Origin of the sequence: Streptomyces sp. HM190, from assembly GCF_009857135.1 — a bacterium.
GTDB classification, from domain to species: domain Bacteria; phylum Actinomycetota; class Actinomycetes; order Streptomycetales; family Streptomycetaceae; genus Streptomyces; species Streptomyces heilongjiangensis.
Genome location: NZ_CP047318.1, coordinates 2,185,190 through 2,205,990, shown reverse-complemented (window position 1 = coordinate 2,205,990; position 20,801 = coordinate 2,185,190). Strand labels below are relative to the sequence as shown.

Here is a 20,801-nt window from a genome sequence, read left to right as displayed (position 1 = left end):
CCGCACCACCTGAACAGCACCGTGCGGCGTGCGGCGGCCGGGCCCGCCTCGGCGCCCGGCCGCCGCACGCCGCACCGACACGGCACCGCCCACGGGGGACTCATCCATGACCGACGCCGCTGCCCGGCTCGCCGACGCCCGGCTCTACCTCTGCGTGGACGCCCGCGAGCGCCAGGGAGACCTCCCGGAGTTCCTCGACGCGGTCCTCGGCGCCGGCGTGGACATCGTCCAGCTGCGCGACAAGGGCATCGAGGCGGCACGGGAGCTGGAGCTCCTGGAGCTGTTCGCCGAGACGTGCCGCCGCCACGGCAAGCTGCTCGCCGTGAACGACCGGGCCGACGTGGCGCACGCCTCACGGGCCGCGCACCCGGGCGGCGCCGATGTCCTGCACCTCGGCCAGGGCGACCTCCCCGTGCCCGCCGCCCGCGCGATCCTCGGTGACGACGTCCTCGTCGGCCGCTCCACACACTCCGAGCAGGAGGCCGCGGCGGCCGCCGTCCAGGAGGGCGTGGACTACTTCTGCACGGGCCCCTGCTGGCCCACGCCCACCAAGCCCGGCCGGCCCGCCCCCGGCCTCGACCTCGTGCGGTACACCGCCGCGCTGGGCACCGACCGCCCCTGGTTCGCCATCGGGGGGATCGACCTCGGCAACCTCGACGAGGTCGTCGCGGCGGGCGCCCGACGGGTCGTCGTCGTCCGCGCCGTCACCGAGGCCGACGATCCCGCGGCCGCGACGGCACAGTTCGCCGCACGCCTGCGCGCCCTGTGACACCGCATGCCGTCCGGGTGTCCAAGGCGTGGACATCCCGACCGATAAAGCGGACAAAACGGGGTTCTCTGGTTGGGGGACGGGCCCGACCTGACTAACCTGCGGTTATGGCCCTAGGAACCGCCTCCACCAGGACTGACCGCGCACGGACGGTGCGGGACATGCTCGCCACGGGCAGGACCACGTACTCCTTCGAGTTCTGGGCCCCCAAGACCGAGAAGGGCGAGCGGAACCTGTGGAACGCCCTCCGCAGGGTCGAGGCGGTGGCCCCCAGCTTCGTCTCCGTGACCTACGGGGCGGGCGGTTCCACACGAGCCGGCACCGTCCGGGCGACCGAGCAGATCGCCGCGGACACCACGCTCACCCCGGTCGCGCACCTCACCGCCGTCGACCACTCGATCGCCGAACTGCGCAACATCATCGGCCAGTACGCGGACGCCGGTATCCGCAACATGCTCGCGGTCCGCGGCGACCCGCCCGGCGATCCCATGGCCGACTGGGTGCCGCACCCCCAGGGCCTGACGTACGCCGCCGAACTCGTCCACCTCATCAAGGAGTCGGGTGACTTCTGCGTGGGCGTCGCGGCCTTCCCGGAGATGCACCCCCGGTCCCCCGACTGGGACTCCGACGTGGCCCACTTCGTGGACAAGTGCCGGGCCGGCGCCGACTACGCGATCACCCAGATGTTCTTCCACCCGGAGTCGTACCTGCGTCTGAGGGACGCGGTCGCGAAGGCCGGCTGCGAGACCCCGGTCATCCCTGAGGTCATGCCCGTCACCAGCGTGAAGATGTTGGAAAGGCTGCCCCAACTCAGCAACGCGGCCATCCCGGACGCCCTGAAAGAGCGGATCGTCACAGCCAAAGACGATCCGGCCGCTGTACGCTCCATTGGCATCGAGTTCGCCACGGAGTTCTGCGCGAGGCTGCTGGACGAGGGAGTCCCAGGACTTCACTTCATCACCCTGAACAACTCCACCGCGACTCTGGAAATCTACGAGAACCTGGGCCTGCACCACCCACCGAGGGCCTAGACCGGTCGCACTCGCGTACGACACACTGCGTAGCGGCCACAGGGAGAGGGGCGTACATGGGCTGGACGGTCCTCTACATCGCGTTCGGCGTCGTAGCGTTGTGGCTGCTGGGCGAGGTGTTGCTGCAGTACAAGGCGCGGTTGCGGTGGAGGCTGCTCGCCTTCGTCGGGTTCCTCTGTGTCGTCCTCGGCGTCCTGATGCCCAACGTGATCGTCATCGGGGTCGGCGCGATCACCTTCGCGGTCGGCCAGACGTACGTGACCCTGTCGTTCCGCCGGGGCTTCGAGGCGGGGTGGGCCGTCCGCCCACGCTCCGGTGAGGGCGCGGAGGCCCCCGCGGGCAAGCCCGGCAAGAAGCGGCGCCGGGGCGAGCCGGAGCGTCAGGACCCGGGCCTGGAGGTCTCCGACCTGCAGACCTCGACTGCCGGAACGTACCAGCAGGACGACGACCCGCTGGACCAGGACGACGACGTCTTCGTACGCCCGAAGTCCGCCCCCTCCGGCGCGGCCACCGTGTACTCGCCGGAGCCCATGCCCGACGACACCAGCACCTACGGCGTCTACCGCGACGACGACACCGCGTACGCCGCGGCACCGGGCCAGCCCTACGCGAACGCCGACCAGGCCCAGGACGAGGCCTTCGCCTACTACGGCTACGACCAGCAGGGTTACGGCTACGACCAGTCCCAGCAGCAGTACGCCGCCTACTCCGACCCGTACATCGGCACTCAGACCTACGACGCCACCGCCTCTTACGGCCAGCAGGGGTACGGCCAGCAGGGGTACGGGCAGGACCATTACGGCGACGGCGGGTACGCCGGCGAGACCCCGCCCGGCGGGGTCTGGGTCCCGCAACAGCGCAACACCGACGACCCGTTCGGGTCGGATCTCCCGTCGGACCAGTCGTACCCGTACCAGGGCAACGGCAACGGGTACGACGAGCAGCAGTACCGTTTCTGACCGGCTGTTCCCGGCCGGCACGGCGTACCCGGCCGGTTGCGGCGGCCGCCCGCCGTCACTGTGAGCCGCGGAAGCCCGGTCCTTCCACGATCAGGCCCGCCACCAGGGAGCCGGACATGCCGGCGTGCGGCAGACCGCCGCCGGGGTGCGACCAGCCGCCGACCGTGAACAGGCCCGGCAGGGCCGTGGTGTTGGACGGCTGCAGGAGACTGCCGTCGCCCGCGGCCAGTGCCGGGGCCGGGACCGCGCCGCCCGTCGCGCCGGTCGCCCGCTCGATGTCCGCGGGGGTGCGCACCTCGTGCCAGAGGAGCCGGTCGCGCAGACCCGGCACCGCCCGCTCGGCTGCGTCGATCACCGCCTGCGCGTACTGCTCGAAGAACTCCGACCCGGCCGTGGGTCCGTCCCCGCCGGATCGGGCGGGCACCACCGCGCCGAGCACGATCGCCTCGTGCCCGGGGTCCGGCACCCAGGCCGGATCGTCCGGGCGCACCACCGTCACCGTGGGCCGCGCGAGCGTCCCGGACGAGGTGCCGAACAGCAGGTCGAGCTCGCCGTCGCGGTCCTCCGCGTGCACCACCGTGCGGTGCGCAGTGCCCTCGGGCCGGCCCCCGCGCAGTGCCAGCAGCACGGTCAGCCGACTCGTCCGCACCCGCTGCGCCGGCACCTCGCCGGGGCCCCGGACGACGGACTGCCGTACCGCGCGGTCCAGGACCTCGGGCGCGACCCCGGCGACCACGAAGTCCGCCTCGGCCACCGTCCCGTCCGCCCACTCCACCCCGGCCGCCCGGCCGTCCTTCTCCACGATCCCGGTGATCTCGGTGTCGAAGACGAACTCGACCCTGCGGGCCAGGCACCGCTCGTACACGGCCCGCGCCAGCTCCCGGAGCCCGCCCCGGACGTACCAGACGCCGAAGGCGTGCTCCATGTACGGCAGGACAGCGGCGCTCGCGGGGGTGGTGCGCGGGTCCAGTCCGTACGCCAGGGCGTGGCTCTCCAGCAGGGCCGTCAGCCGGGGGTCTCGCAACTCCAGGGCGCCGACCTCGGCGAGGGTGCCGGCACGGCGGGTGCGCAGCAGCCGCTTGTGGGGCACCGCCGGGTAGGGCTCGCGTTCGGCGAGGACCTGCCAGTCCGGCCACAGCGGCTCCTCCAGGAGGGGCCGCCGGGTGCGGTCCCAGGCCTCGCGGGCCCGGACCAGGAAGTCGCCCCAGCGGTCGCCCGCCCCGGGGCCGAGCGCCGTGTTCAGCGCGGCGACCACGCCCGCGCGGGAGGCGTTCGGCAGTCGCAGGTCCGTGCTGTCGGCGAAGACGTGCCGTGCGGCCGGGTCCACCTGGACCAGCTCGACGCACTTCTCCAGCGGCTCCTTGCCGGTCTTCAGGAACAGGTCGCGGTAGACGGCGGGCAGGGGCAGCAGCGCCGGGCCCGTGTCGAACGCGAAGCCGTCGCGTTCGTACCGGCCCACCGCACCGCCGTAGGTCGTCGTGCGCTCGTACACCACCACCCGGTGGCCCGCGACGGCCAGCCGGGCGGCTGCCGCCATGGCGCCGAGACCGGCGCCGATCACCGCAATCCTTGCCATGCCTGCGACCTTAGCGGGCGCCGCCGACAACCGGTCCCCGGCCCGTGCGCAGGCCGCACAGGGCGCACCGGCACCGGGCGAGTATCCGCGCGGACGTCGCCGGGCCCAGAGGGGCACCGGGCGGTGTGGGGGTGAGTGCGCAGGGCTGAGTACGCGTACCTACGGGGGGAGATGAGTAGCCGCGCGGATGGGCTCACTTCCGCGTGGAGGGGAGAGTTGAGGCACGGGACGGGCGTGGTTCCGGAACCGCCGGCACGGGGCGGCGGAACGGACCCCGCGCTCCGACCGCTCCTTCCGCGGGCGGGGTCGAGGCTTCGACGGTCGGCGGGAGCGAGACACGGGGGAAAGGGGAGCGGGGGACGCGGGGGAACGAGGGGGAACGGGGACGCGCCGGTTCGAGGTGGCCCGCGGGGGACGCGGCCACTGCGCACCGGCGCTCTCGTTCGTTCGCGTACGGGCGGGCGCCCCGGTGCACGGCGCGGGCGCCCGCCCCGGTGGCGGCTACCGGTTGCCGCCGACCCGGCCCTGCAGCAGCCGCGACAGCGCCGCGTGCACGTCGTCCAGGGAGCGCTCCGGCTGGAAGGCCTTCCAGTCCAGGGCGGCCACCAGGACCATGCCGACCAGGGCCGACGCCGTGAGACCGATGTCGATCTCGTCGCTCAGCTCGCCCTCCTCGACGCCCTCGCGGAGCACCTTCTCCACGACCGCGACGGCCTCCTGCCGGACGACCATGAGCGTGGACTGCCACGCCCGGTTGGTCCGCCACAGCTCGGCCACGTACAACTGCGTGAACGACGGGTAGCGGTCGATGAAGACCAGTCCGGCCCGGATCATCGCGTCCAGGGCGTCGACCCTGCTGCCGCCGCCCTCGGCGCTGCGGTCGGCCGCGTCCCGCAGCGACGCGGTGAGGAGCCCCACGCCGTGCCGCAACAGCTCCTCGAAGAGGACCGACTTGCTGGCGAAGTTGTAGTAGACGGTGCCCTTGGCCACGCCGGCGCGTTCGGCGATCTCGTCGACCGTCGTGGCGGAGAACCCCTGCTCCGCGATGAGCGTGACGGCCGCCTCGTAGAGCTTCTGCCGGGTCGCCTCGCGGCGGCCCCCGCCTGCGCCGCCGGGGGCGTTGCTGCTTTCCATGGCCCTGATTGTCACAGGAACCGTGCGGTGCGCGGTCACAGCGTCAGCTCCGGGTGCAGTCGGTCGAGGGTCCACACCTGCTTGCGGCGGGCCGACACGGCGGTCAGGGCGAGCGCGCCCGCGGTGAAGGCCACCAGCACGGCGCACGCCTGCCAGACCGGGCCCAGACCGCCGCCGGTGATCAGCCGCCGCAGGGCGTCCACGACGTGGCTCATCGGCAGGAACGGGTGGACGGCGTTGAAGAAGTCCGGGCTGGTCTGCACGGGGTACGTGCCGCCCGCGGACGTCAACTGGAGCATCAGGAACGCGAGGACGAGGATCCGGCCCGCGGCCCCGAAGCGCGCGTTCAGCCACTGCACGATCGCCGCGAAGCACGCCGTCACCAGGAACAGGAAGCCCACCGTCCCGGCCGCCCGCGCCATCTGCAGGCCCACCGCCCAGTGCAGCACCGCCATGAGCGCGACCGTCTGCAGCACACCGAGGGCGGCGACGGGCAGCCAGCCCGCCAGCGCGATCCGCCAGGCCGGGGAACCCGCCGCGAGGGCCCGCCGGTTGAGCGGCGGGATCAGCATGTACGCCACCATCGCGCCCACCCACAGCGACAGCGGGATGAAGTACGGGGCGAACCCGGTGCCGTAGTTGGGCGCCTTGTGGAGGTCCTGGGCGGCCAGGCGGACCGGGTCGGCCATCACCTCGGTGCGCCGGTCGCGGTCCTGCTCGTCGTAGTCCGGGATCCGGTCGGCCCCGTCGTGCAGCCCGCCCGCGAGCTTGCCGGAGCCGTCGGCCAGCTTGTACATGCCGCCCTTGAGGTCGTTCGCGCCGGTCTTCAGGTCGCCGACGCCGGTGTCGAGGTCCTCGGCGCCCGTCCTGGCGGCGCCCAGACCCGTGTGCAGCGTCCTGGCGCCCTTGGCGACCTTCGTGGCGCCCTTGTTGAGGGCGTTCACCTTGGTCACGGCGTCGTCGAGGTCCCCGGACAGGTTCGGCGCGGCCTTCGCCAGGGCGCGGGCCTGCCGCTCCAGGGTCGTCAGGTCCTTCTTGAAGGCCTTCAGGTCACCGTCGTAGTTCTTCACCACGGTGTTGACGTCCTCGGCGAGACGGGCGGCCTCCCCGGCCGCCTCCTTCGCCTTCTTCAGGTCCGCGCAGGCCGCGTCCGGCAGCGCCGGGTCCTCGCAGCGCCGCTGGTAGACGTCGTCGAGCGTGTCGGAGGCGGTCCGGGTGCCGGTCGCGGCGGCCGGGGCCGTGGTCACGAACGCGGAGAGGTGGTTGCGGATCGTCGCCGCCGAGTCGGCGACCAGGGTGGCGGTGTCGGCGATCGTGTCGCTGTTCTCGTCGAGGAAGGGCCGGACCTGGTCGGCGGACTTGTTGACCTTGTCGGCCAGGCTCCGGGTGCCGTTCGCGACCTGCTGGGCGCCGTCCTGGAGGTCGCCCGCGCCCTGGTCCAGGTCGGAGAGGCCACCGGACAGCTTGCCGCTGCCGTCCTTGGCGGCCTTCAGCCCGTCGGCGAGGTCCTTGGAGCCCTTCTCGGCCTTGTCGATGCCGCCCTTGAGATCGTCGGCCCCGTCCGCGGCCTTCTGCGTCTTGTCGTGGATGTCGGAGAAGGAGATGAAGATGCGGTCCAGGAACGACCGCGACGTCTTCGTCGACGCCGCCGTCCGCACCTCGGAGAACACGGTCCGGGAGATCTGCCCGACGATGTAGTTGTTCGCGTCGTTCGTGCGGACCTGGAGGGCGCCCGTCTCCGGCGCGTCACCGGAGCTGGACGCGATGCGCCGGCTGAAGTCCGACGGCATGGTCAGCGACAGGTAGTACGTGCCGTCCTCGACGCCCGCGCGGGCCTGCTCGGCGCTCACCTCGTGCCACTCGAAGGTGTCGCTGTCCCGCAGGCCCCGGGCGATGTCGTCGCCGGCCCTGAGCTTCTGCTTGCCGACCGACGCCCCCGTGTCGTCGTTCACCAGCGCCACCGGGACGCGGTCCAGCCGGTCGTAGGGGTCCCAGAAGGACCACAGGTACAGCGCGCCGTACAGCAGCGGCAGCAGCATGAGCGAGGCCAGCGCGGCGCGCGGGAGCTTCCCGCGCCCGAACCGCCTGAGCTCAAGCGAGGCGAGTCTCGGCGAACGCATCGCCCATCTCCTTGTCGTCGTCGCCGCGGTCGCTCTCGGTGCCGGCCTCCGTGCCGGCCTCGGCGCCGGCCCCGGTCGCGGCGGCTGCCTCGGTGTCGGTCGTGGCGCCGGTCTCGGTCTCCGCGTCGGTCGTGGCCCCGGTGCGGGCCCCCGTCCCGGTCTCCTTCTTCTTCGCCGTGGACACGACGAGCGCGTCCTGTGGGGCCTCGCTGCACACCGCCACGACCGTGGTCCCGGCCTCGGTGAGGGAGCGCAACAGGGCCCACACCCCGGTCCGTTCGGCCTCGGAGAGTTTCAGGTCGGTGTCGTCGACGCCGAGCAGGCGGGGCCGGCCGATGAGGGCCAGGGCGAGCGAGAGCCGCAGTGCCTCCACCCGGTCCAGGTCGCGCACGGCGGTCCGGTCCCCCTTGGGCAGCGAGGCCCGGTCGAGCCCGGCGGCGGCCAGCGCGGCGTCGATCCGGTGCTCTGCCTCGGCCGCCCGCTCACGGCGGGGCCGCAGCAGTCCGCGCAGGGAGCCGTCGAACCGCCGCCGCAGCAGCGCGCGTTCCCGCAGGTGCTCCCCGACCGTGAGCGCCGGGTCGAGGTCAGTGACACCGGGGACGTGCGCGAGGGCACTGACCCGGCGGACGGCGGCCATCTGCTTCGGCAGCCGCAGGGCGCCCACCGTGGCGTGCCCCTCGCTCGGTTTCATCCGCCCGGTGAGGGCGAGCAGCAGACAGGTCCGGCCCGACCCCGAGGGACCCTCGACGGCGATCAACGAACCCGGCTCGGCCTCGAACCCCACCCCTCGGAACACCCACCCGCGCGGGCCCTTCATGCCGAAGCCCTCGGCGCCGACGGCGACGCCGCCGCCCTCCCCGGTGGGCGCCGCGGCCGTCGTGGGCGGCTCGTCCATGTGCTCCGGACCCCCTCGTGCCTTTTGAACTGACTGGTCAGTGCAAAAGTACCCCGAACCTTCGATCGAGGCAAAAGCCCAGGTCGGTTCGGATTGTCAGTGGCATACCGCACGATGGGCACATACGGCACCCCGTGTCGGGGCATGCCGTCACGCAGACGACAGGAGGTTCGTCATGGCCACGTACCACGCAGCAGCCGGCAACCGGCGCCGTGCCACCGGCCCTGCCCCCTCACTGACCGGCCCGGCGAGCGACGTGCACCCCGTGCTGCGCCGGGCGACCGCCCCGCCCGCCGCCCTCGACCTGCTCGCCCAGGCCCGCGCCGGCCTCGACGAGGCGTCCGCCCTCCAGGCCCCCAACGAGCGGTACGCGACGGCCCACCTGGCCGCCCTGCGCACCGCGGCCGCCGTGCTCGCCGCCCGTGGCCGCCCCGAGCCCACCCCGAAACGGCGGGCGAAGATCCGCAGCGCCTGGGAGGTGCTTCCCGAGATCGCACCCGAACTCGCCGAGTGGAGCGCCCTGTTCGCCTCCGGCGCCGCCCGCCGGGCGCGGGCCGAGGCGGGCATACGGGGCGCGGCGAGCGCGCGCGAAGCCGACGACCTGATACGCGACGTGGCGATGTTCCTGCGCCTGGTCGAGCGGACACTGGTGCTCCAGCCGGTCCTGCCCCAGCCCCGGGACGGCGGAGGAGGCGTCCCGGACGCGGGCTGACCGACTGTCCCGGCGCCGCCCATTAGGGTTGGGGGCACCCGCGTCTCCGTCACGGCCCCGGCCGCCGACGGAACCAGCAAGCCCACCGCTCCGCCGCACACCAGGCGGTGCCGCGCCGAGGAGTCAACTGCCGTGTCGGACCCGTCGCGCCCCCGCGCCTCCCTCCGTACCGCCGTGGTCTGGGACGTTCTCCAGGACGCCCTCGAGCGCCGTGTGAAGGCCACCGGGCGGGAGTCGCTCGACGTGCTCGACACCGGCGGCGGCAGCGGCAGGTTCGCGGTGCCCGCGGCCCGCCTCGGTCACCGTGTCACCGTCGTCGACCCCAGCCCCAACGCGCTGTTCGCACTGGAGCGCCGGGCCGCCGAGGCCGGCGTCGCCGACCGGGTGCGGGGGGTCCAGGGCGACGCCCACGGCCTCTTCGACGTCGTCGAGCGCGGCGGCTACGACGCGGTGCTGTGCCACGGCGTCCTGGAGTACGTCGACGACCCCGCCGAGGGCCTCGGCAACGCGGTCGCCGCGCTGCGCCCCGACGGCATCCTCAGCCTGCTCGCCGCCGGACTGGGCGGCGCGGTGCTCGCCCGCGCCCTCGCCGGGCACTTCAAGGAGGCCAGGCAGGCACTCGACGACCCGAACGGACGCTGGGGCGAGGGTGATCCCGTACCCCACCGTTTTACCGCCGAGCAGCTGACCGCGCTCGTCGAGAACGCGGGCCTCGCGGTGACCGCCGTCCACGGCGTCCGGGTCTTCGCCGACCTCGTCCCCGGTGTCCTCGTCGACACGGAACCGGGCGCCCTGGACGCCCTCCTCAAGCTGGAGGCCGCGGCCGCGGAACTGCCCGCGTTCCACTCCGTGGCCACGCAACTGCACGTGCTCGGAGAGGCCCGGGGGGCCGCCGAGGCGTGAGCGTCTGCGGTGCCGTGCCCCCTGATCAGGGGCGCGGCGGCGGATGGAGTACGCCACAGGCCCCCCGATCGGGCGCTCGGAGCCGTATGATCGAGGGAGACCGTCCGGCATGACGGGCCGTTCGCTGGGGAATCCACACCTCAGCGAGTCGGGGTGCCATGGCGGGTTCCGGTTGGCGAATTGGCGTAGAGGGGCGGGTTTCAAGGGGGCGATTCCCTGCCTATCCTGAAGAGGACCCCCCGGGTCGCCCCGGCGACCGCACGATGAGGAGGACTCCGTGCCGCTCTCAGAGCACGAGCAGCGCATGCTCGAGCAGATGGAGCGAGCGCTGTACGCCGAAGATCCCAAGTTCGCGTCAGCGCTTGAGGGAAGCGGGCTGCGTACGTACACCCGGCGGCGGGTCTACCAGGCGGTCGCTGGCTTTCTGGTGGGTATCGCGCTCCTCATGGCCGGAATGGTCGCACAGCAGATCTGGGTCAGCGTGGTGGGATTCCTCGTCATGCTGGGCTGCGCCGTGCTCGCCGTCACCGGTTGGCGCAAGGCCCCCAAGCCGGGTGAGCAGCCCACCGGTCCCACAGGCTCCGCCGGTGCTCGTCGTCAGACACGACAGCGCCGCTCCATGATGGATCGAATCGAACAGCGCTGGCAGCGCCGCCGCGACGAACAGGGTGGCCACTGAGCCCCCCGGGTCGCCGGGACCTCCGCCAGACCTGAGGACAGACGAAGGGTGACCTCCCCGAGGGAGGTCACCCTTCCTGTACGCCCACCATCGAACACCGGGCGCCTCGCGCCGCCGCGTGCCCGTTCCCCGCATCACCGCTCGCCGGCCCCCGCGCTCCGGTCCCCGGTACGAACCCGCTGCCCCGGGTCCCCGACATGAGTCTGCCCCCACCGGGCGAACCCGGTGGGGGCGGACTCCTGCGGACCTTGGTCGGAGCAGGCGCTCAGTTGTTCTGGCCGGTCGGGGCCGACGGCCGGCGCAGGGTCGGGCGGCGGGCCGCCAGTTCGCTCGTGAAAGCCGACCAGCGGGCCGAGACCCCCCAGAGCACGCGCACGGTGGAGCGGGGCAGGAAGAGCGCCCGCAGGCGGGGCCAGCGGCCCACCTGGGCCCGCAGCCCGGCCGCCACCTCGTGCGCGTCCTGAGCGAGCCCCGCCGGCACCTGCGGCCGCGGAGCGTAGAGCACCTGTTCTATGGCCGCCGCCAGCCGGTGTACCGCCGCCTCGGCCCCCGGTTCGAGCCGACCCAGCCGGACGATCCGCGCGGCGGCCTTGCGGGGCGTCTGCGACTCGTCCGGCGCGATCCCGTAGTCCCACGCCGTGTCGGTCACCTCCTGCCAGACCCCCAGGGCATGCGCCGCGGCCTCCTCGGGCGTCCGTCCGTGCGCGCCCAGCCGCACGGACCGCATCCGCATCCGCCACAGCATCGGCAGCAACGGAAGGGCGAGCAGCGCGAGCGCCCCCGGCACGATCAGCAGCGTCCAGGGGGAGAAGAACACCAGCCCCCAGAACCCACGCTCCTCGTCGTCGGAACCCGGCAGGGCCGCCGCCGACTCGGACGAGCAACCGCCCTCCAGACGCACCTGCTGCGCCGTGCAGCTCTCGCTCTCCGACGGCGCCGCGGACGGCGCCGTGGACGCCGAATCCGACGGCCGCGGCACATCGGGCAGGCCGTTGTCACCGGACGACTCGGGCTGGGTGTACTCGGGCGTCGTGCCCCGGTTCGGGGTCGGCTCGAAACGGGTCCAGCCCACACCCTCGAAGTACAGCTCCGGCCAGGCGTGCGCGTCCCGCAGCCCCACCGACATCGAACCGTTCGCCTCCGGCGTGCCCGGCGTGAAGCCCACCGCGACCCGGGCCGGAATGCCCAGCGTGCGGGCCATCGAGGCCATCGCGAAGGAGAAGTGGACGCAGAAGCCCTCCTTGTCCTCCAGGAACCGGGCGATCGCCCGCGAGCCGGTGCCGCTCTGCACCTCGGTGTCGTAGGTGAACTCGCCGCTGAACGCGAACCAGTCCTGGAGCTTCACCGCCCGCTCGTAGTCGTTCGCCGAGCCCGCCGTGATCTCACGGGCGGTCCGCGCCACCACCGGCGGCAGCGACGGAGGCACCTCGGTGTACTCCCGCTTCAGGGCGGGCGGCGGCTCCGGCGCAGCGGCCAACTGCTTGGCGGTCGGCCGCACGATCAGGCTCCTGACCGTGTACTGCACGCCCTTGGTGTCCTGGCCGTGGTCGCCGACGAGCGTGCGTCCCACCGGCTCGTACCGCCAGTCGCCGTCGATGTCCACCGACGTCACCGGATACGGCATCGGCAGCCAGTTCTGCGCGTAGTCCTTCGCCGCCGCTATCCGCGTCTCGATCTCGTTCCGCTTGACGTCCGGAACCAGGCCGTTCGGGGTGCCGAAGTCGTCCGGGACGCCGGTGATGGACCGCTCCGTCGGCTTCCACGAGGTGCCGTCGAAGTCGTCCAGGGAGACGATCCGCAGATACATCTCCTGGATGTTGTCGGTGTTCGTGCGGTACGACAGGACCTGGCGGTCCTGGTCCACGTTCAGGCTCTCGCTCAGCTGGACCAGCGGGTTCACCGCGGAGATCGTGCCGCCGCCCCCCGAGCCCGCGCCGATCCCGGAGCCCGCGCCGCCCAGCAGCCCGCCGTCCAGAGCGGGCAGCCCCAGCGGCGCCACCAGGGCGATGCCCAGCGCCACCGCGCCGATCCGGCGCCCGGTGCGCACCGGGGCGACGGCGCCGCCGGTCTCCGTACCGGGCGGGCGCGCGGCGCCCCCGAAGACCCGGCCCCACTGCGAGAGCCGGTCACGGCTCTCGGCCAGCAGCAGCATCAGATAGCCGACGGAGGCGATCAGGAAGAACAGCCACGCGGCGCCGTCCGACAGCCCCGCCGCCACCGAGTAGAGCGCCAGCAGCGGCAGACCGGCCGGGGCCGCGCTGCGGAACGTCACCGCGAGCGCGTCGACCATGAGGCCGATGAGCAGGACACCGCCGATCACCATCAGCTGGATGCCGTCGGTCAGCGGTGCCGGGATCGCGTACCGGCCGACGTCGTCGGCGCCGCTCCGCAGCAGCGAACCGAGGTGCTGGAACGCCTCCGGGCCCGGGAGCAGTCCGGCGACGGCCTGCTCCCGGGCGAAGACCAGGGTGAGCATCACCAGCATGACCAGGGCCTGCGCGGCCACCGTCAGCGTCCGGGCCAGCGGCACCCGCCGGGCGAGCGCTCCCACGCCGCTCTGCACGGCCAGCATCACGGCCGCCTGGACGATCCACGTCTCCGGGTCCACCAGCGGCAGCAGGGCGCACGCCGCCATGATCGTGGCGGCCCAGGCGCACAGCGCCAGCCTCGCCCGACCGCTCATGACCGTCCCTCCGTCCCGATCCCGGACACCAGACCGCCCCGCTGCCGGTCCGCCTGGCGCCACAGGTCCGTCAGCGAGGCGCCGCGCGGCACGCTCAACGCCGTCCAGCCCGCCTCGTGCAGCAGGCGCAGCGACTCCTCGCCCGCGCTCTCGCCGCCCGCGGGCGGCAGCTCGCCCGACTCACGGGCCCAGACGTCGCTGTCCAGCAGGAAGGCGATCGCCCCGCCGCTGCGCCGCCGCATCCTGCCGATCAGCCCCGCCTGCTCCTCGTCGAGGTCGCCGAGGAAGGCCACCAGCAGCCCCTCGTTCCCGCCGCGCAGCACGTCGTACGCGGGGGAGAGGCCCGTGCCGTCGGAGTGGTCGATCACCGCGAGCGTGTCCATCATCAGCCCGGCCGCGTCGGCGGACTCCTGGCTGGAGCCGGCGAACCCGTCGGCCCCCTCGCCCGGCACCGAACTGCCGGTGTCCGTCAACAGCCTGACGGAGTAACCCCGTTCGAGCATGTGCACCAGCATGGACGCGGCGCCCGAGACGGCCCACTCGAAGGCCGAGTCGGGGCCCGCGCCCAGATAGCCCACGGCCCGGGTGTCCAGCAGGACGGTGCAGCGGGCGCGCTGCGGCTGCTCCTCGCGGCGCACCATCAGCTCGCCGTAGCGGGCGGTGGAGCGCCAGTGCACCCGGCGCAGGTCGTCGCCGCGCCGGTAGCCGCGCGGGATCACGTCGTCCTCGCCGGCCAGCGCCAGCGAACGCTGCCGCCCGTCGCCGTACCCCTTCGCCTCACCGCCCAGCCGCACCGGCGGCAGCGCCTCCACGCGCGGGATCACCGTCAGGGTGTCGAACGTCGAGAAGGACCGGGTCAGCTCGCACATCCCGAACGGGTCGGTCAGCCGCAGCTGGAGCGGCCCCAGGGGGTAGCGGCCGCGCAGATCGGAGCGGACGCGGTACGACACCTCGCGCCGGCCGCCCGCCTCGACCCGGTCCAGCACGAACCGGGGACGCGGGCCGAGTACGTACGGCACCCGGTCCTGCAGCATCAGCAGCCCGGTGGGCAGCCGCGAGACGTTGTCCATCCGCAGATGGACCCGGGCCTCGCTGCCGGCGGGCACCCGCGCGGGGGAGAGGCGCCGGCTTCCCGCGACCCGGTAGCGGGTGCGGTACAGCACGGTCGCGCAGACCAGCGGGAGGACGGCGAGCAGCAGCCCGACCCGGAGCAGATCGCTCTGCCCGAGGACGTAGGCGCATATCGCGGCCGCCACTCCGGCGGCGAGAAAGGAGCGCCCCCGCGTGGTGAGCCCGGCGAGAGCCGTGCGCAGCCCGCCCTTGTCCTGCTCCGGGGCGGGAGCGGGCCCCGCGGTGGTCATCCAAGCCTCCGCGGCGGCTGCTGCGGATACGCGGGCGCCGAGCGGACGGAACCGAGACCGCCCTGCGCCGGCGCGGCCTGCGGCACGGGTGTGCGCTGCAGGATCTCCTGGACGACCTGCTCGGGCGTCCGGCGGTTGAGCTGGGCCTGCGCGGTCGGCAGCAGCCGGTGCGCGAGGACCGCCACCGCGAGGGACTGGACGTCGTCCGGCAGCGCGTACTCCCGGCCGCTCAGGGCGGCGGTCGCCTTCGCCGCGCGCAGCAGATGCAGCGTGGCGCGCGGCGAGGCGCCGAGTCTGAGGTCGGGATGGGTGCGGGTGGCGCCGACCAGGTCCACCGCGTAGCGCCGGACCGTTTCCGCGACGTGCACACCGCGGACGGCCTCGATCAGCTTCACGATGTCATGGGCGTGGGCCACCGGCTGCATGTCCTCCAGCGGCGAGACGCCGCCGTGGACGTCGAGCATCTGGAGCTCGGCCTCCGGGCTGGGGTAGCCGACGGAGACCCGGGCCATGAAGCGGTCCCGCTGGGCCTCGGGGAGCGGGTAGGTGCCCTCCATCTCGACGGGGTTCTGCGTGGCCACCACCATGAAGGGGTGGGGCAGTTCGTACGTCTGTCCGTCGATCGTGACCTGGCGTTCCTCCAGGGACTCCAGCAGCGCCGACTGCGTCTTCGGCGACGCGCGGTTGATCTCGTCGCCGATCACGATCTGCGAGAAGATCGCGCCCGGCTTGAACTCGAACTCCTTGCGCTGCTGGTCCCAGATGGACACACCCGTGATGTCCGACGGCAGCAGGTCCGGCGTGAACTGGATACGCCGTACCGAACAGTCGATGGACCGTGCCAGTGCCTTGGCCAGCATGGTCTTGCCGACGCCGGGGACATCCTCGATCAGAAGATGTCCCTCGGCGAGCAGCACTGTCAGCGAAAGCCGTACGACCTCAGGCTTGCCCTCGATCACCGCCTCGACCGAACTGCGGACTCGCTCCACAGTGCTGGTCAGATCAGTGAGGCTCGCTCGATCGTCATAGGTCGTCACCCGGCCCTCCTCGGCCCGTTCTTTCTCCGGGCCGACGCTCTGCGATGCGGACCGGCCCACCCCGAAACACGGGCATCACGCGCGAACAGTTCCGCGTGTTGCCACACGTGCATTCTTGCTGCCGTTACCGATTCGTGTCACTCGCCTGTGGACAACGGCCGGCGATTTGCCGGGCTTGCACCGTCTCGCACGCCAGGATGCCAGGAGATTGACAGGAACCCGGGACGGCGGAAACCCGTCCGGGGGTGGGGGAGGGGCCGGTGCGAGGGGCCGGTTCGACGCCGCTCAGGCGCCGTCGACCTCCCGCAGCAGACCGGTCTTCACGTCGAAGACGAAACCGCGCACGTCGTCCGTGTGCAGCAGGAACGGGTTGGTCCGCACCCGCTGCATGGACTGCCGTACGTCCTGGTCGACGTCCCGGAAGGACTCCACGGCCCAGGCCGGGCGCTGGCCGACCTCGACCTCCAGCTCGGTGCGGAAGTCCTCGGTGAGGGCCTCCAGGCCGCAGCCGGTGTGGTGGATCAGGACGACGCTGCGGGTGCCCAGCTTGCGCTGGCTGATGGTGAGGGAGCGGATCACGTCGTCGGTGACCACGCCGCCGGCGTTGCGGATGGTGTGGCAGTCGCCCAGGTCGAGGCCGAGGGCGGCGTGCAGGTCGAGGCGGGCGTCCATGCAGGCCACGACGGCGACGCGCAGAACGGGGCGGGCGTCCATGCCGGGGTCGGTGAACGCGGCGGCGTACCGCCCGTTGGCCGCGACCAGCCGGTCGGTGACGGTGTCGCCGCCTATGGCGCCTTCGGATGCGGTGGGAACTGATGCGGAGGTCGTCATAGGCATGACGTTACTGGCCACGGGCGCCGATGGCGCTTTGTGAGAGGGGACAAAGAACGTCATTGAGGGTTGTTGTGAGGTAACCCACAGGGGTGGCGGGATTGCACCACTCCGAGTGATTTCTCGGCTTTCCGGGCTTCACCTCGGGAGCGGCGTCGCGACGCGCAGGCCGGTTGATTGACCGCGAGGAGCCGTGGACTAAAGTGACGCGGAGCGGGAGGCGAGGACCCCCTGCTGGACTGACATCCCCGAGAGATCCGGCCACTGCCCGGCATCTCCCCGCGTGCGCGGCGCGTACGTACGGCTCGGCCTCCTCCCGCTCCCGGTCGGCCGGCACTCTCCGGCGCCGGCGGACCTCCCCTTCCTGAGCGGGCGGGGACCCGGCGGTGCGTACGGGCCCGCCGGACCTGAGAGGGCCCCTTGACCGAGAGTCGACACGTTCCCGTCATGCTCCAGCGGTGCCTGGACATGCTGGCCCCGGCCCTCACGGAGCCCGGCGCCGTCGTGGTCGACTGCACCCTCGGGCTCGGCGGCCACAGCGAGGCGCTCCTCACCCGGTTCCCCGAGGCCCGGCTCGTGGCCCTTGACCGGGACAAGGAGGCGCTGCGCCTGTCCGGGGAACGGCTCGCCCCCTACGGCGACCGCGCCACCCTGGTGCACGCCGTCTACGACGAACTCCCCGACGTGCTCGCCCGCCTGGGCATCTCCCACGTCCAGGGCGTCCTGTTCGACCTCGGCGTCTCCTCCATGCAACTCGACGAGGCCGACCGCGGCTTCGCCTACGCCCAGGACGCCCCGCTCGACATGCGCATGGACCAGACGACCGGCATCAGCGCCGCCGAGGTCCTCAACACCTACCCGCCCGGCGAACTCGTCCGGATCCTCAGGGCGTACGGCGAGGAGAAGCAGGCCAAGCGGATCGTCTCCGCGATCGTGCGCGAGCGCGAGAAGGAGCCCTTCAGCAACAGCGCGCGCCTGGTCGAGCTGATCCGCGACGCCCTGCCGCAGGCCGCCAAGCGCACCGGCGGCAACCCCGCCAAGCGCACCTTCCAGGCCCTGCGCATCGAGGTCAACGGCGAACTCACCGTGCTGGAGCGGTCGATCCCCGCCGCGGTCAAGGCCCTCGCGGTCGGCGGCCGGATCGCCGTGCTGTCGTACCACTCGCTCGAAGACCGCCTCGTCAAGCAGGTGTTCGCGGCGGGCGCCGCCTCCACCGCGCCCCCCGGACTGCCCGTCGTCCCCGAGCGCTACCAGCCGCGGCTCAAGCTCCTGACCCGTGGTGCCGAACTTCCCACCGAGGAAGAGGTCGCCGAGAACCGGCGTGCCGCCCCCGCACGGCTGCGCGGGGCGGAGCGCATCCGGGAGGACGTCGAGTGAGTCGTACGACGCGGCCGGAACACAGTGCGTGAAGGGGACGGTGGTGGGTCCGAGAACCGAACTCGCCGGCGCCGGAAGTGAGTCCGAGAAACGAACGGACGGGGAGGGTGCGTGAGCAGGAAACCCGAACTGAGGGGGCGGGCCGCACGACTCGCGCGGCTCCTGCCCGCCGGCTCCGGCCGGGCCGCCCGCACCCCGTTCGTCCTCCTCGTCGTCGTGCTCCTGGGCGGCGGCCTCATCGGCCTCCTCGTCCTGAACTCCGCGCTGAGCGAGGGGTCGTTCCAGCTCGACGACCTCCAGGACGACGTCAAGAGCTACACCGACGAGGAACAGGCGCTCCAGCGGGACGTCGACGCCTACTCCGCCCCGCAGGCGCTCCAGCGCCGCGCCCGCGAGCTGGGCATGGTGCCCGGCGGCGACCCCGCCTTCCTGGAGCCCGACGGCCGCGTCAAGGGCGTCCCGAGCCCCGCGGCCCCGCAGTCACCGGCGAGCCTGCCCCTGGTCCTCGCGCCCGAGGCACTCGCCCCCGCGTCCGGCGGTCCGGCCCCCACGCCCACACCGACCCCCACACCGCCCCCCACGCCCACGTCCACGCCGACCTCCTCGCCGTCGGACTCGCCGGCGCCCCCCGGGACGGTCCCCGGAGCCGCGCCGGGCACCGGCCCCGACGCCGCGCGCGGCGTCGCGCCCGGAGCCGTACCCACCCCCACCGGCCCGTCCGCACGGTCCACCCCGCTCTCGACGAACCCCGGCAGGTGACGGAAGTGGTCGATTCAGGCAGGCAGCCGCCCCGCCGCCGCGTACCCGGCCCCGCCCGGCCGGTGCGTCCGGGCGGCCAGCAGCGCCGCCCCGGCCCCGGCGCCCGGCCCGCGGGCCAGCGGCGTCCGGGCACCCCTCGGCCGCCGGCCCGGCGCACCATCCGCCTGGGCAGCCCCCGCCCCCGGCTGCGCATGGTCAGCCTCGCGCTCACCCTGGTGATGATCGCCTTCGTGGTCCGGCTGCTCCAGGTGCAGGCCGTCGACGCCGGCGAGTACGCGGCCAAGGCCGACCGGAACCGCTACGTCGGCCGGGTCCTCGCCGCCGAGCGCGGCGGGATCACCGACCGCAACGGCGTCGACCTAGCGATCAGCGCGGACGCCAACGACATCACCGCCGACCCGACGATGTTCACGCGCGACCAGCTCAAGGTCGGTGACGGCCCCGAGCAGGCGGCCGCGCTCCTCGCACCGATCCTCGGTGCCGACCAGGACACCATCGCCGGGAAGCTGCGCACCGAGAACACCCGGTACGTGCTCCTCGCCCGCCGCCAGACCCCCCAGGTCTGGAACCAGATCACCGATCTGAAGGCAGCCCTCGTCAAGAAGGCCAAGGACGACCCGGGCACCGTCAACGTGCTGGCCGGCGTCTTCCAGGAGCCCAGCAGCAAGCGCGTGTACCCCAACGGCGACCTCGCCGCCGGGATACTGGGCTGGGTCAACGCCGAGGGCAAGGGCGGCGGCGGCATCGAGCAGCAGCTGAACCGCGACCTGTCCGGCAAGAACGGCAAGATCCGCTACGCCCAGTCCGGTGGACGCCTCGTGCCCACCGCGGGCTCCACCGAGACGCCAGCCGTGGCCGGCTCCGACGTCGAGCTGACCATCGACCGCGACATCCAGTGGGCCGCGCAGAGGGCCATCGCCGAGCAGGTGAAGAAGTCCAAGGCGGACCGTGGCTATGTGATGGTGCAGGACACCCGCACCGGCGAGATCCTCGCCATGGCCAACGCGCCCGGCTTCGACCCCAACGACCTCACCAGGGCGAACCCGGACGCCCTGGGCAACGCGGCCCTCCAGGACGCCTACGAGCCCGGCTCCACCGCCAAGGTCATGTCGATGGCCGCCGTACTGGAGGAGAACGTCGCCACCCCCGAGACGCATGTCACCGTGCCCAACCGGCTGCACCGCGGCGACCGCCTCTTCAAGGACGACATCGACCACCCGACCTGGTACCTGACGCTCAACGGCGTGCTCGCCAAGTCCAGCAACATCGGCACGATCCTCGCCACCGGCGAACTCGGCAGGAACCAGCGGGAGTCCAACCGGATCCTCTACTCCTACCTGCGCAAGTTCGGCATCGGCAGCTACACCGGGCTCGGCTTCCCCGGTGAGACGAAGGGCATCCTGGCCGACCCCGAGGACTGGTCGACGTCACAGCAGTACACGATCCCCTTCGGCCAGGGCGTCTCGATAAACGCCATGCAGGCGACCTCCGTCTACTCGACGATCGCCAACGGCGGCGTCCGCGTGGCGCCCACCCTCGTCCGGGGCACCAAGGGGCCCGACGGCCGCTTCACCCCCGCACCGAAGCCGAAGAAGACCCGGGTGGTGAGCGAGAAGACGGCGAGGACCCTGGCCAGGATGCTGGAGTCCGTCGTGGACGACGAGGAGGGCACCGGCACCAAGGCGCGCATCCCCGGCTACCGGGTCGCGGGCAAGACGGGCACCGCGAACCGCGTGGATCCGGCCACCGGCAGGTACCGCGGCTACACCTCGTCGTTCGCCGGCTTCGCACCCGCCGACAAGCCGCGGATCACCGTGTACTGCGCCATCCAGAACGCCACCAAGGGCAACTACTTCGGCGGCCAGATCTGCGGACCCATCTACAAGGAGGTCATGGAGTTCGCCCTGAAGACCCTCCAGGTCCCGCCGACCGGCGCCGGGCCCGCGAACCTGCCCGTCAGCTTCACCCCGTGACC

Annotated in this window: 17 protein-coding genes; 9 read left to right on the top strand and 8 right to left on the bottom strand. The window is 72.9% G+C overall.

Going from position 1 to position 20,801, the window contains the following annotated elements:
* Positions 1 to 106: 106 nt before the first annotated feature.
* From thiE to GSY65_RS09195, 3 genes are all read left to right on the top strand, one after another.
* Positions 107 to 769 (top strand): thiamine phosphate synthase, encoded by a 663-nt coding sequence (gene thiE, locus GSY65_RS09205; RefSeq protein WP_159766864.1) that lies wholly within the window; start codon positions 107 to 109, stop codon positions 767 to 769.
* 107 nt (positions 770 to 876) lie between these two features.
* Complete coding sequence (gene metF, locus GSY65_RS09200) at positions 877 to 1,800, top strand: methylenetetrahydrofolate reductase [NAD(P)H] (protein WP_159766863.1); 924 nt, start codon at positions 877 to 879, stop codon at positions 1,798 to 1,800.
* A gap of 56 nt (positions 1,801 to 1,856) precedes the next feature.
* Entirely contained in the window at positions 1,857 to 2,759 is a 903-nt protein-coding gene (locus GSY65_RS09195) for an SCO2102 family sporulation regulator (protein WP_159766862.1), read from the top strand.
* Positions 2,760 to 2,814: 55 nt separating this feature from the next.
* Here GSY65_RS09195 and GSY65_RS09190 read toward each other — a convergent pair whose 3' ends face one another.
* The 4 genes from GSY65_RS09190 to GSY65_RS09175 all read right to left on the bottom strand — a co-directional run bounded on the left by GSY65_RS09190 (position 2,815) and on the right by GSY65_RS09175 (position 8,484).
* A complete protein-coding gene (locus GSY65_RS09190; protein WP_159766861.1) occupies positions 2,815 to 4,335 on the bottom strand; it encodes a phytoene desaturase family protein in 1,521 nt (506 codons plus the stop codon).
* 501 nt (positions 4,336 to 4,836) lie between these two features.
* A complete protein-coding gene (locus GSY65_RS09185; RefSeq protein ID WP_159766860.1) occupies positions 4,837 to 5,469 on the bottom strand; it encodes a TetR/AcrR family transcriptional regulator in 633 nt (210 codons plus the stop codon).
* 35 nt (positions 5,470 to 5,504) lie between these two features.
* The gene (locus tag GSY65_RS09180) at positions 5,505 to 7,589 is read right to left on the bottom strand and encodes a YhgE/Pip domain-containing protein (protein ID WP_159766859.1); all 2,085 of its coding nucleotides are present in this window, start codon (positions 7,587 to 7,589) and stop codon (positions 5,505 to 5,507) included.
* Positions 7,561 to 8,484 (bottom strand): ATP-binding cassette domain-containing protein, encoded by a 924-nt coding sequence (locus GSY65_RS09175; RefSeq protein ID WP_159766858.1) that lies wholly within the window; start codon positions 8,482 to 8,484, stop codon positions 7,561 to 7,563. The genes GSY65_RS09180 and GSY65_RS09175 overlap by 29 nt, the downstream gene beginning before the upstream one ends.
* Before the next feature lie 175 nt (positions 8,485 to 8,659).
* Here GSY65_RS09175 and GSY65_RS09170 point away from each other — a divergent pair, with 175 nt between their 5' ends.
* From GSY65_RS09170 to GSY65_RS09160, 3 genes are all read left to right on the top strand, one after another.
* Positions 8,660 to 9,196 (top strand): SAV_6107 family HEPN domain-containing protein, encoded by a 537-nt coding sequence (locus tag GSY65_RS09170; RefSeq protein WP_159766857.1) that lies wholly within the window; start codon positions 8,660 to 8,662, stop codon positions 9,194 to 9,196.
* A 132-nt stretch (positions 9,197 to 9,328) separates the two neighbouring features.
* Positions 9,329 to 10,099 (top strand): methyltransferase, encoded by a 771-nt coding sequence (locus GSY65_RS09165; protein ID WP_159766856.1) that lies wholly within the window; start codon positions 9,329 to 9,331, stop codon positions 10,097 to 10,099.
* Between the two features lie 277 nt (positions 10,100 to 10,376).
* The gene (locus tag GSY65_RS09160) at positions 10,377 to 10,778 is read left to right on the top strand and encodes a DUF3040 domain-containing protein (RefSeq protein WP_055716614.1); all 402 of its coding nucleotides are present in this window, start codon (positions 10,377 to 10,379) and stop codon (positions 10,776 to 10,778) included.
* Positions 10,779 to 11,043: 265 nt separating this feature from the next.
* Here the strand turns inward: GSY65_RS09160 and GSY65_RS09155 are convergent, their stop codons facing one another.
* The 4 genes from GSY65_RS09155 to GSY65_RS09140 form a co-directional block, all read right to left on the bottom strand.
* The gene (locus tag GSY65_RS09155; protein ID WP_159766855.1) at positions 11,044 to 13,461 is read right to left on the bottom strand and encodes a transglutaminase TgpA family protein; all 2,418 of its coding nucleotides are present in this window, start codon (positions 13,459 to 13,461) and stop codon (positions 11,044 to 11,046) included.
* Positions 13,458 to 14,822 carry a DUF58 domain-containing protein gene (locus GSY65_RS09150; protein ID WP_159766854.1) on the bottom strand — a complete coding sequence of 455 codons (1,365 nt, stop codon included), beginning with the start codon at positions 14,820 to 14,822 and terminating at the stop codon, positions 13,458 to 13,460. The genes GSY65_RS09155 and GSY65_RS09150 overlap by 4 nt, the downstream gene beginning before the upstream one ends.
* A complete protein-coding gene (locus GSY65_RS09145; protein ID WP_159766853.1) occupies positions 14,819 to 15,859 on the bottom strand; it encodes an AAA family ATPase in 1,041 nt (346 codons plus the stop codon). Before GSY65_RS09145 ends, GSY65_RS09150 begins: the two co-directional genes overlap by 4 nt.
* A 285-nt stretch (positions 15,860 to 16,144) precedes the next feature.
* Positions 16,145 to 16,690, bottom strand: coding sequence for a beta-class carbonic anhydrase (locus tag GSY65_RS09140; RefSeq protein WP_159766852.1), 546 nt, complete (start codon positions 16,688 to 16,690; stop codon positions 16,145 to 16,147).
* Between the two features lie 420 nt (positions 16,691 to 17,110).
* Here GSY65_RS09140 and rsmH point away from each other — a divergent pair, with 420 nt between their 5' ends.
* The 3 genes from rsmH to GSY65_RS09125 all read left to right on the top strand — a co-directional run bounded on the left by rsmH (position 17,111) and on the right by GSY65_RS09125 (position 20,799).
* Positions 17,111 to 18,067, top strand: coding sequence for a 16S rRNA (cytosine(1402)-N(4))-methyltransferase RsmH (gene rsmH / locus GSY65_RS09135; protein ID WP_159766851.1), 957 nt, complete (start codon positions 17,111 to 17,113; stop codon positions 18,065 to 18,067).
* 111 nt (positions 18,068 to 18,178) lie between these two features.
* Positions 18,179 to 18,826, top strand: a complete 648-nt coding sequence (locus GSY65_RS09130; protein WP_159766850.1) for a hypothetical protein — start codon at positions 18,179 to 18,181, stop codon at positions 18,824 to 18,826.
* A 191-nt stretch (positions 18,827 to 19,017) separates the two neighbouring features.
* Positions 19,018 to 20,799, top strand: a complete 1,782-nt coding sequence (locus GSY65_RS09125) for a peptidoglycan D,D-transpeptidase FtsI family protein (protein WP_328707528.1) — start codon at positions 19,018 to 19,020, stop codon at positions 20,797 to 20,799.
* Positions 20,800 to 20,801 lie beyond the last annotated feature (2 nt).

Bases quoted from the DNA above. Each gene is read 5' to 3' on its own strand.
- thiE (WP_159766864.1), top strand. From the start codon at position 107: ATGACCGACGCCGCTGCCCGGCTCGCCGACGCCCGGCTCTACCTCTGC.
- metF (WP_159766863.1), top strand. From the start codon at position 877: ATGGCCCTAGGAACCGCCTCCACCAGGACTGACCGCGCACGGACGGTG.
- GSY65_RS09195 (WP_159766862.1), top strand. From the start codon at position 1,857: ATGGGCTGGACGGTCCTCTACATCGCGTTCGGCGTCGTAGCGTTGTGG.
- GSY65_RS09190 (WP_159766861.1), bottom strand. From the start codon at position 4,335: ATGGCAAGGATTGCGGTGATCGGCGCCGGTCTCGGCGCCATGGCGGCA.
- GSY65_RS09185 (WP_159766860.1), bottom strand. From the start codon at position 5,469: ATGGAAAGCAGCAACGCCCCCGGCGGCGCAGGCGGGGGCCGCCGCGAG.
- GSY65_RS09180 (WP_159766859.1), bottom strand. From the start codon at position 7,589: ATGCGTTCGCCGAGACTCGCCTCGCTTGAGCTCAGGCGGTTCGGGCGC.
- GSY65_RS09175 (WP_159766858.1), bottom strand. From the start codon at position 8,484: ATGGACGAGCCGCCCACGACGGCCGCGGCGCCCACCGGGGAGGGCGGC.
- GSY65_RS09170 (WP_159766857.1), top strand. From the start codon at position 8,660: ATGGCCACGTACCACGCAGCAGCCGGCAACCGGCGCCGTGCCACCGGC.
- GSY65_RS09155 (WP_159766855.1), bottom strand. From the start codon at position 13,461: ATGAGCGGTCGGGCGAGGCTGGCGCTGTGCGCCTGGGCCGCCACGATC.
- GSY65_RS09150 (WP_159766854.1), bottom strand. From the start codon at position 14,822: ATGACCACCGCGGGGCCCGCTCCCGCCCCGGAGCAGGACAAGGGCGGG.
- GSY65_RS09140 (WP_159766852.1), bottom strand. From the start codon at position 16,690: ATGACGACCTCCGCATCAGTTCCCACCGCATCCGAAGGCGCCATAGGC.
- GSY65_RS09125 (WP_328707528.1), top strand. From the start codon at position 19,018: ATGGTCAGCCTCGCGCTCACCCTGGTGATGATCGCCTTCGTGGTCCGG.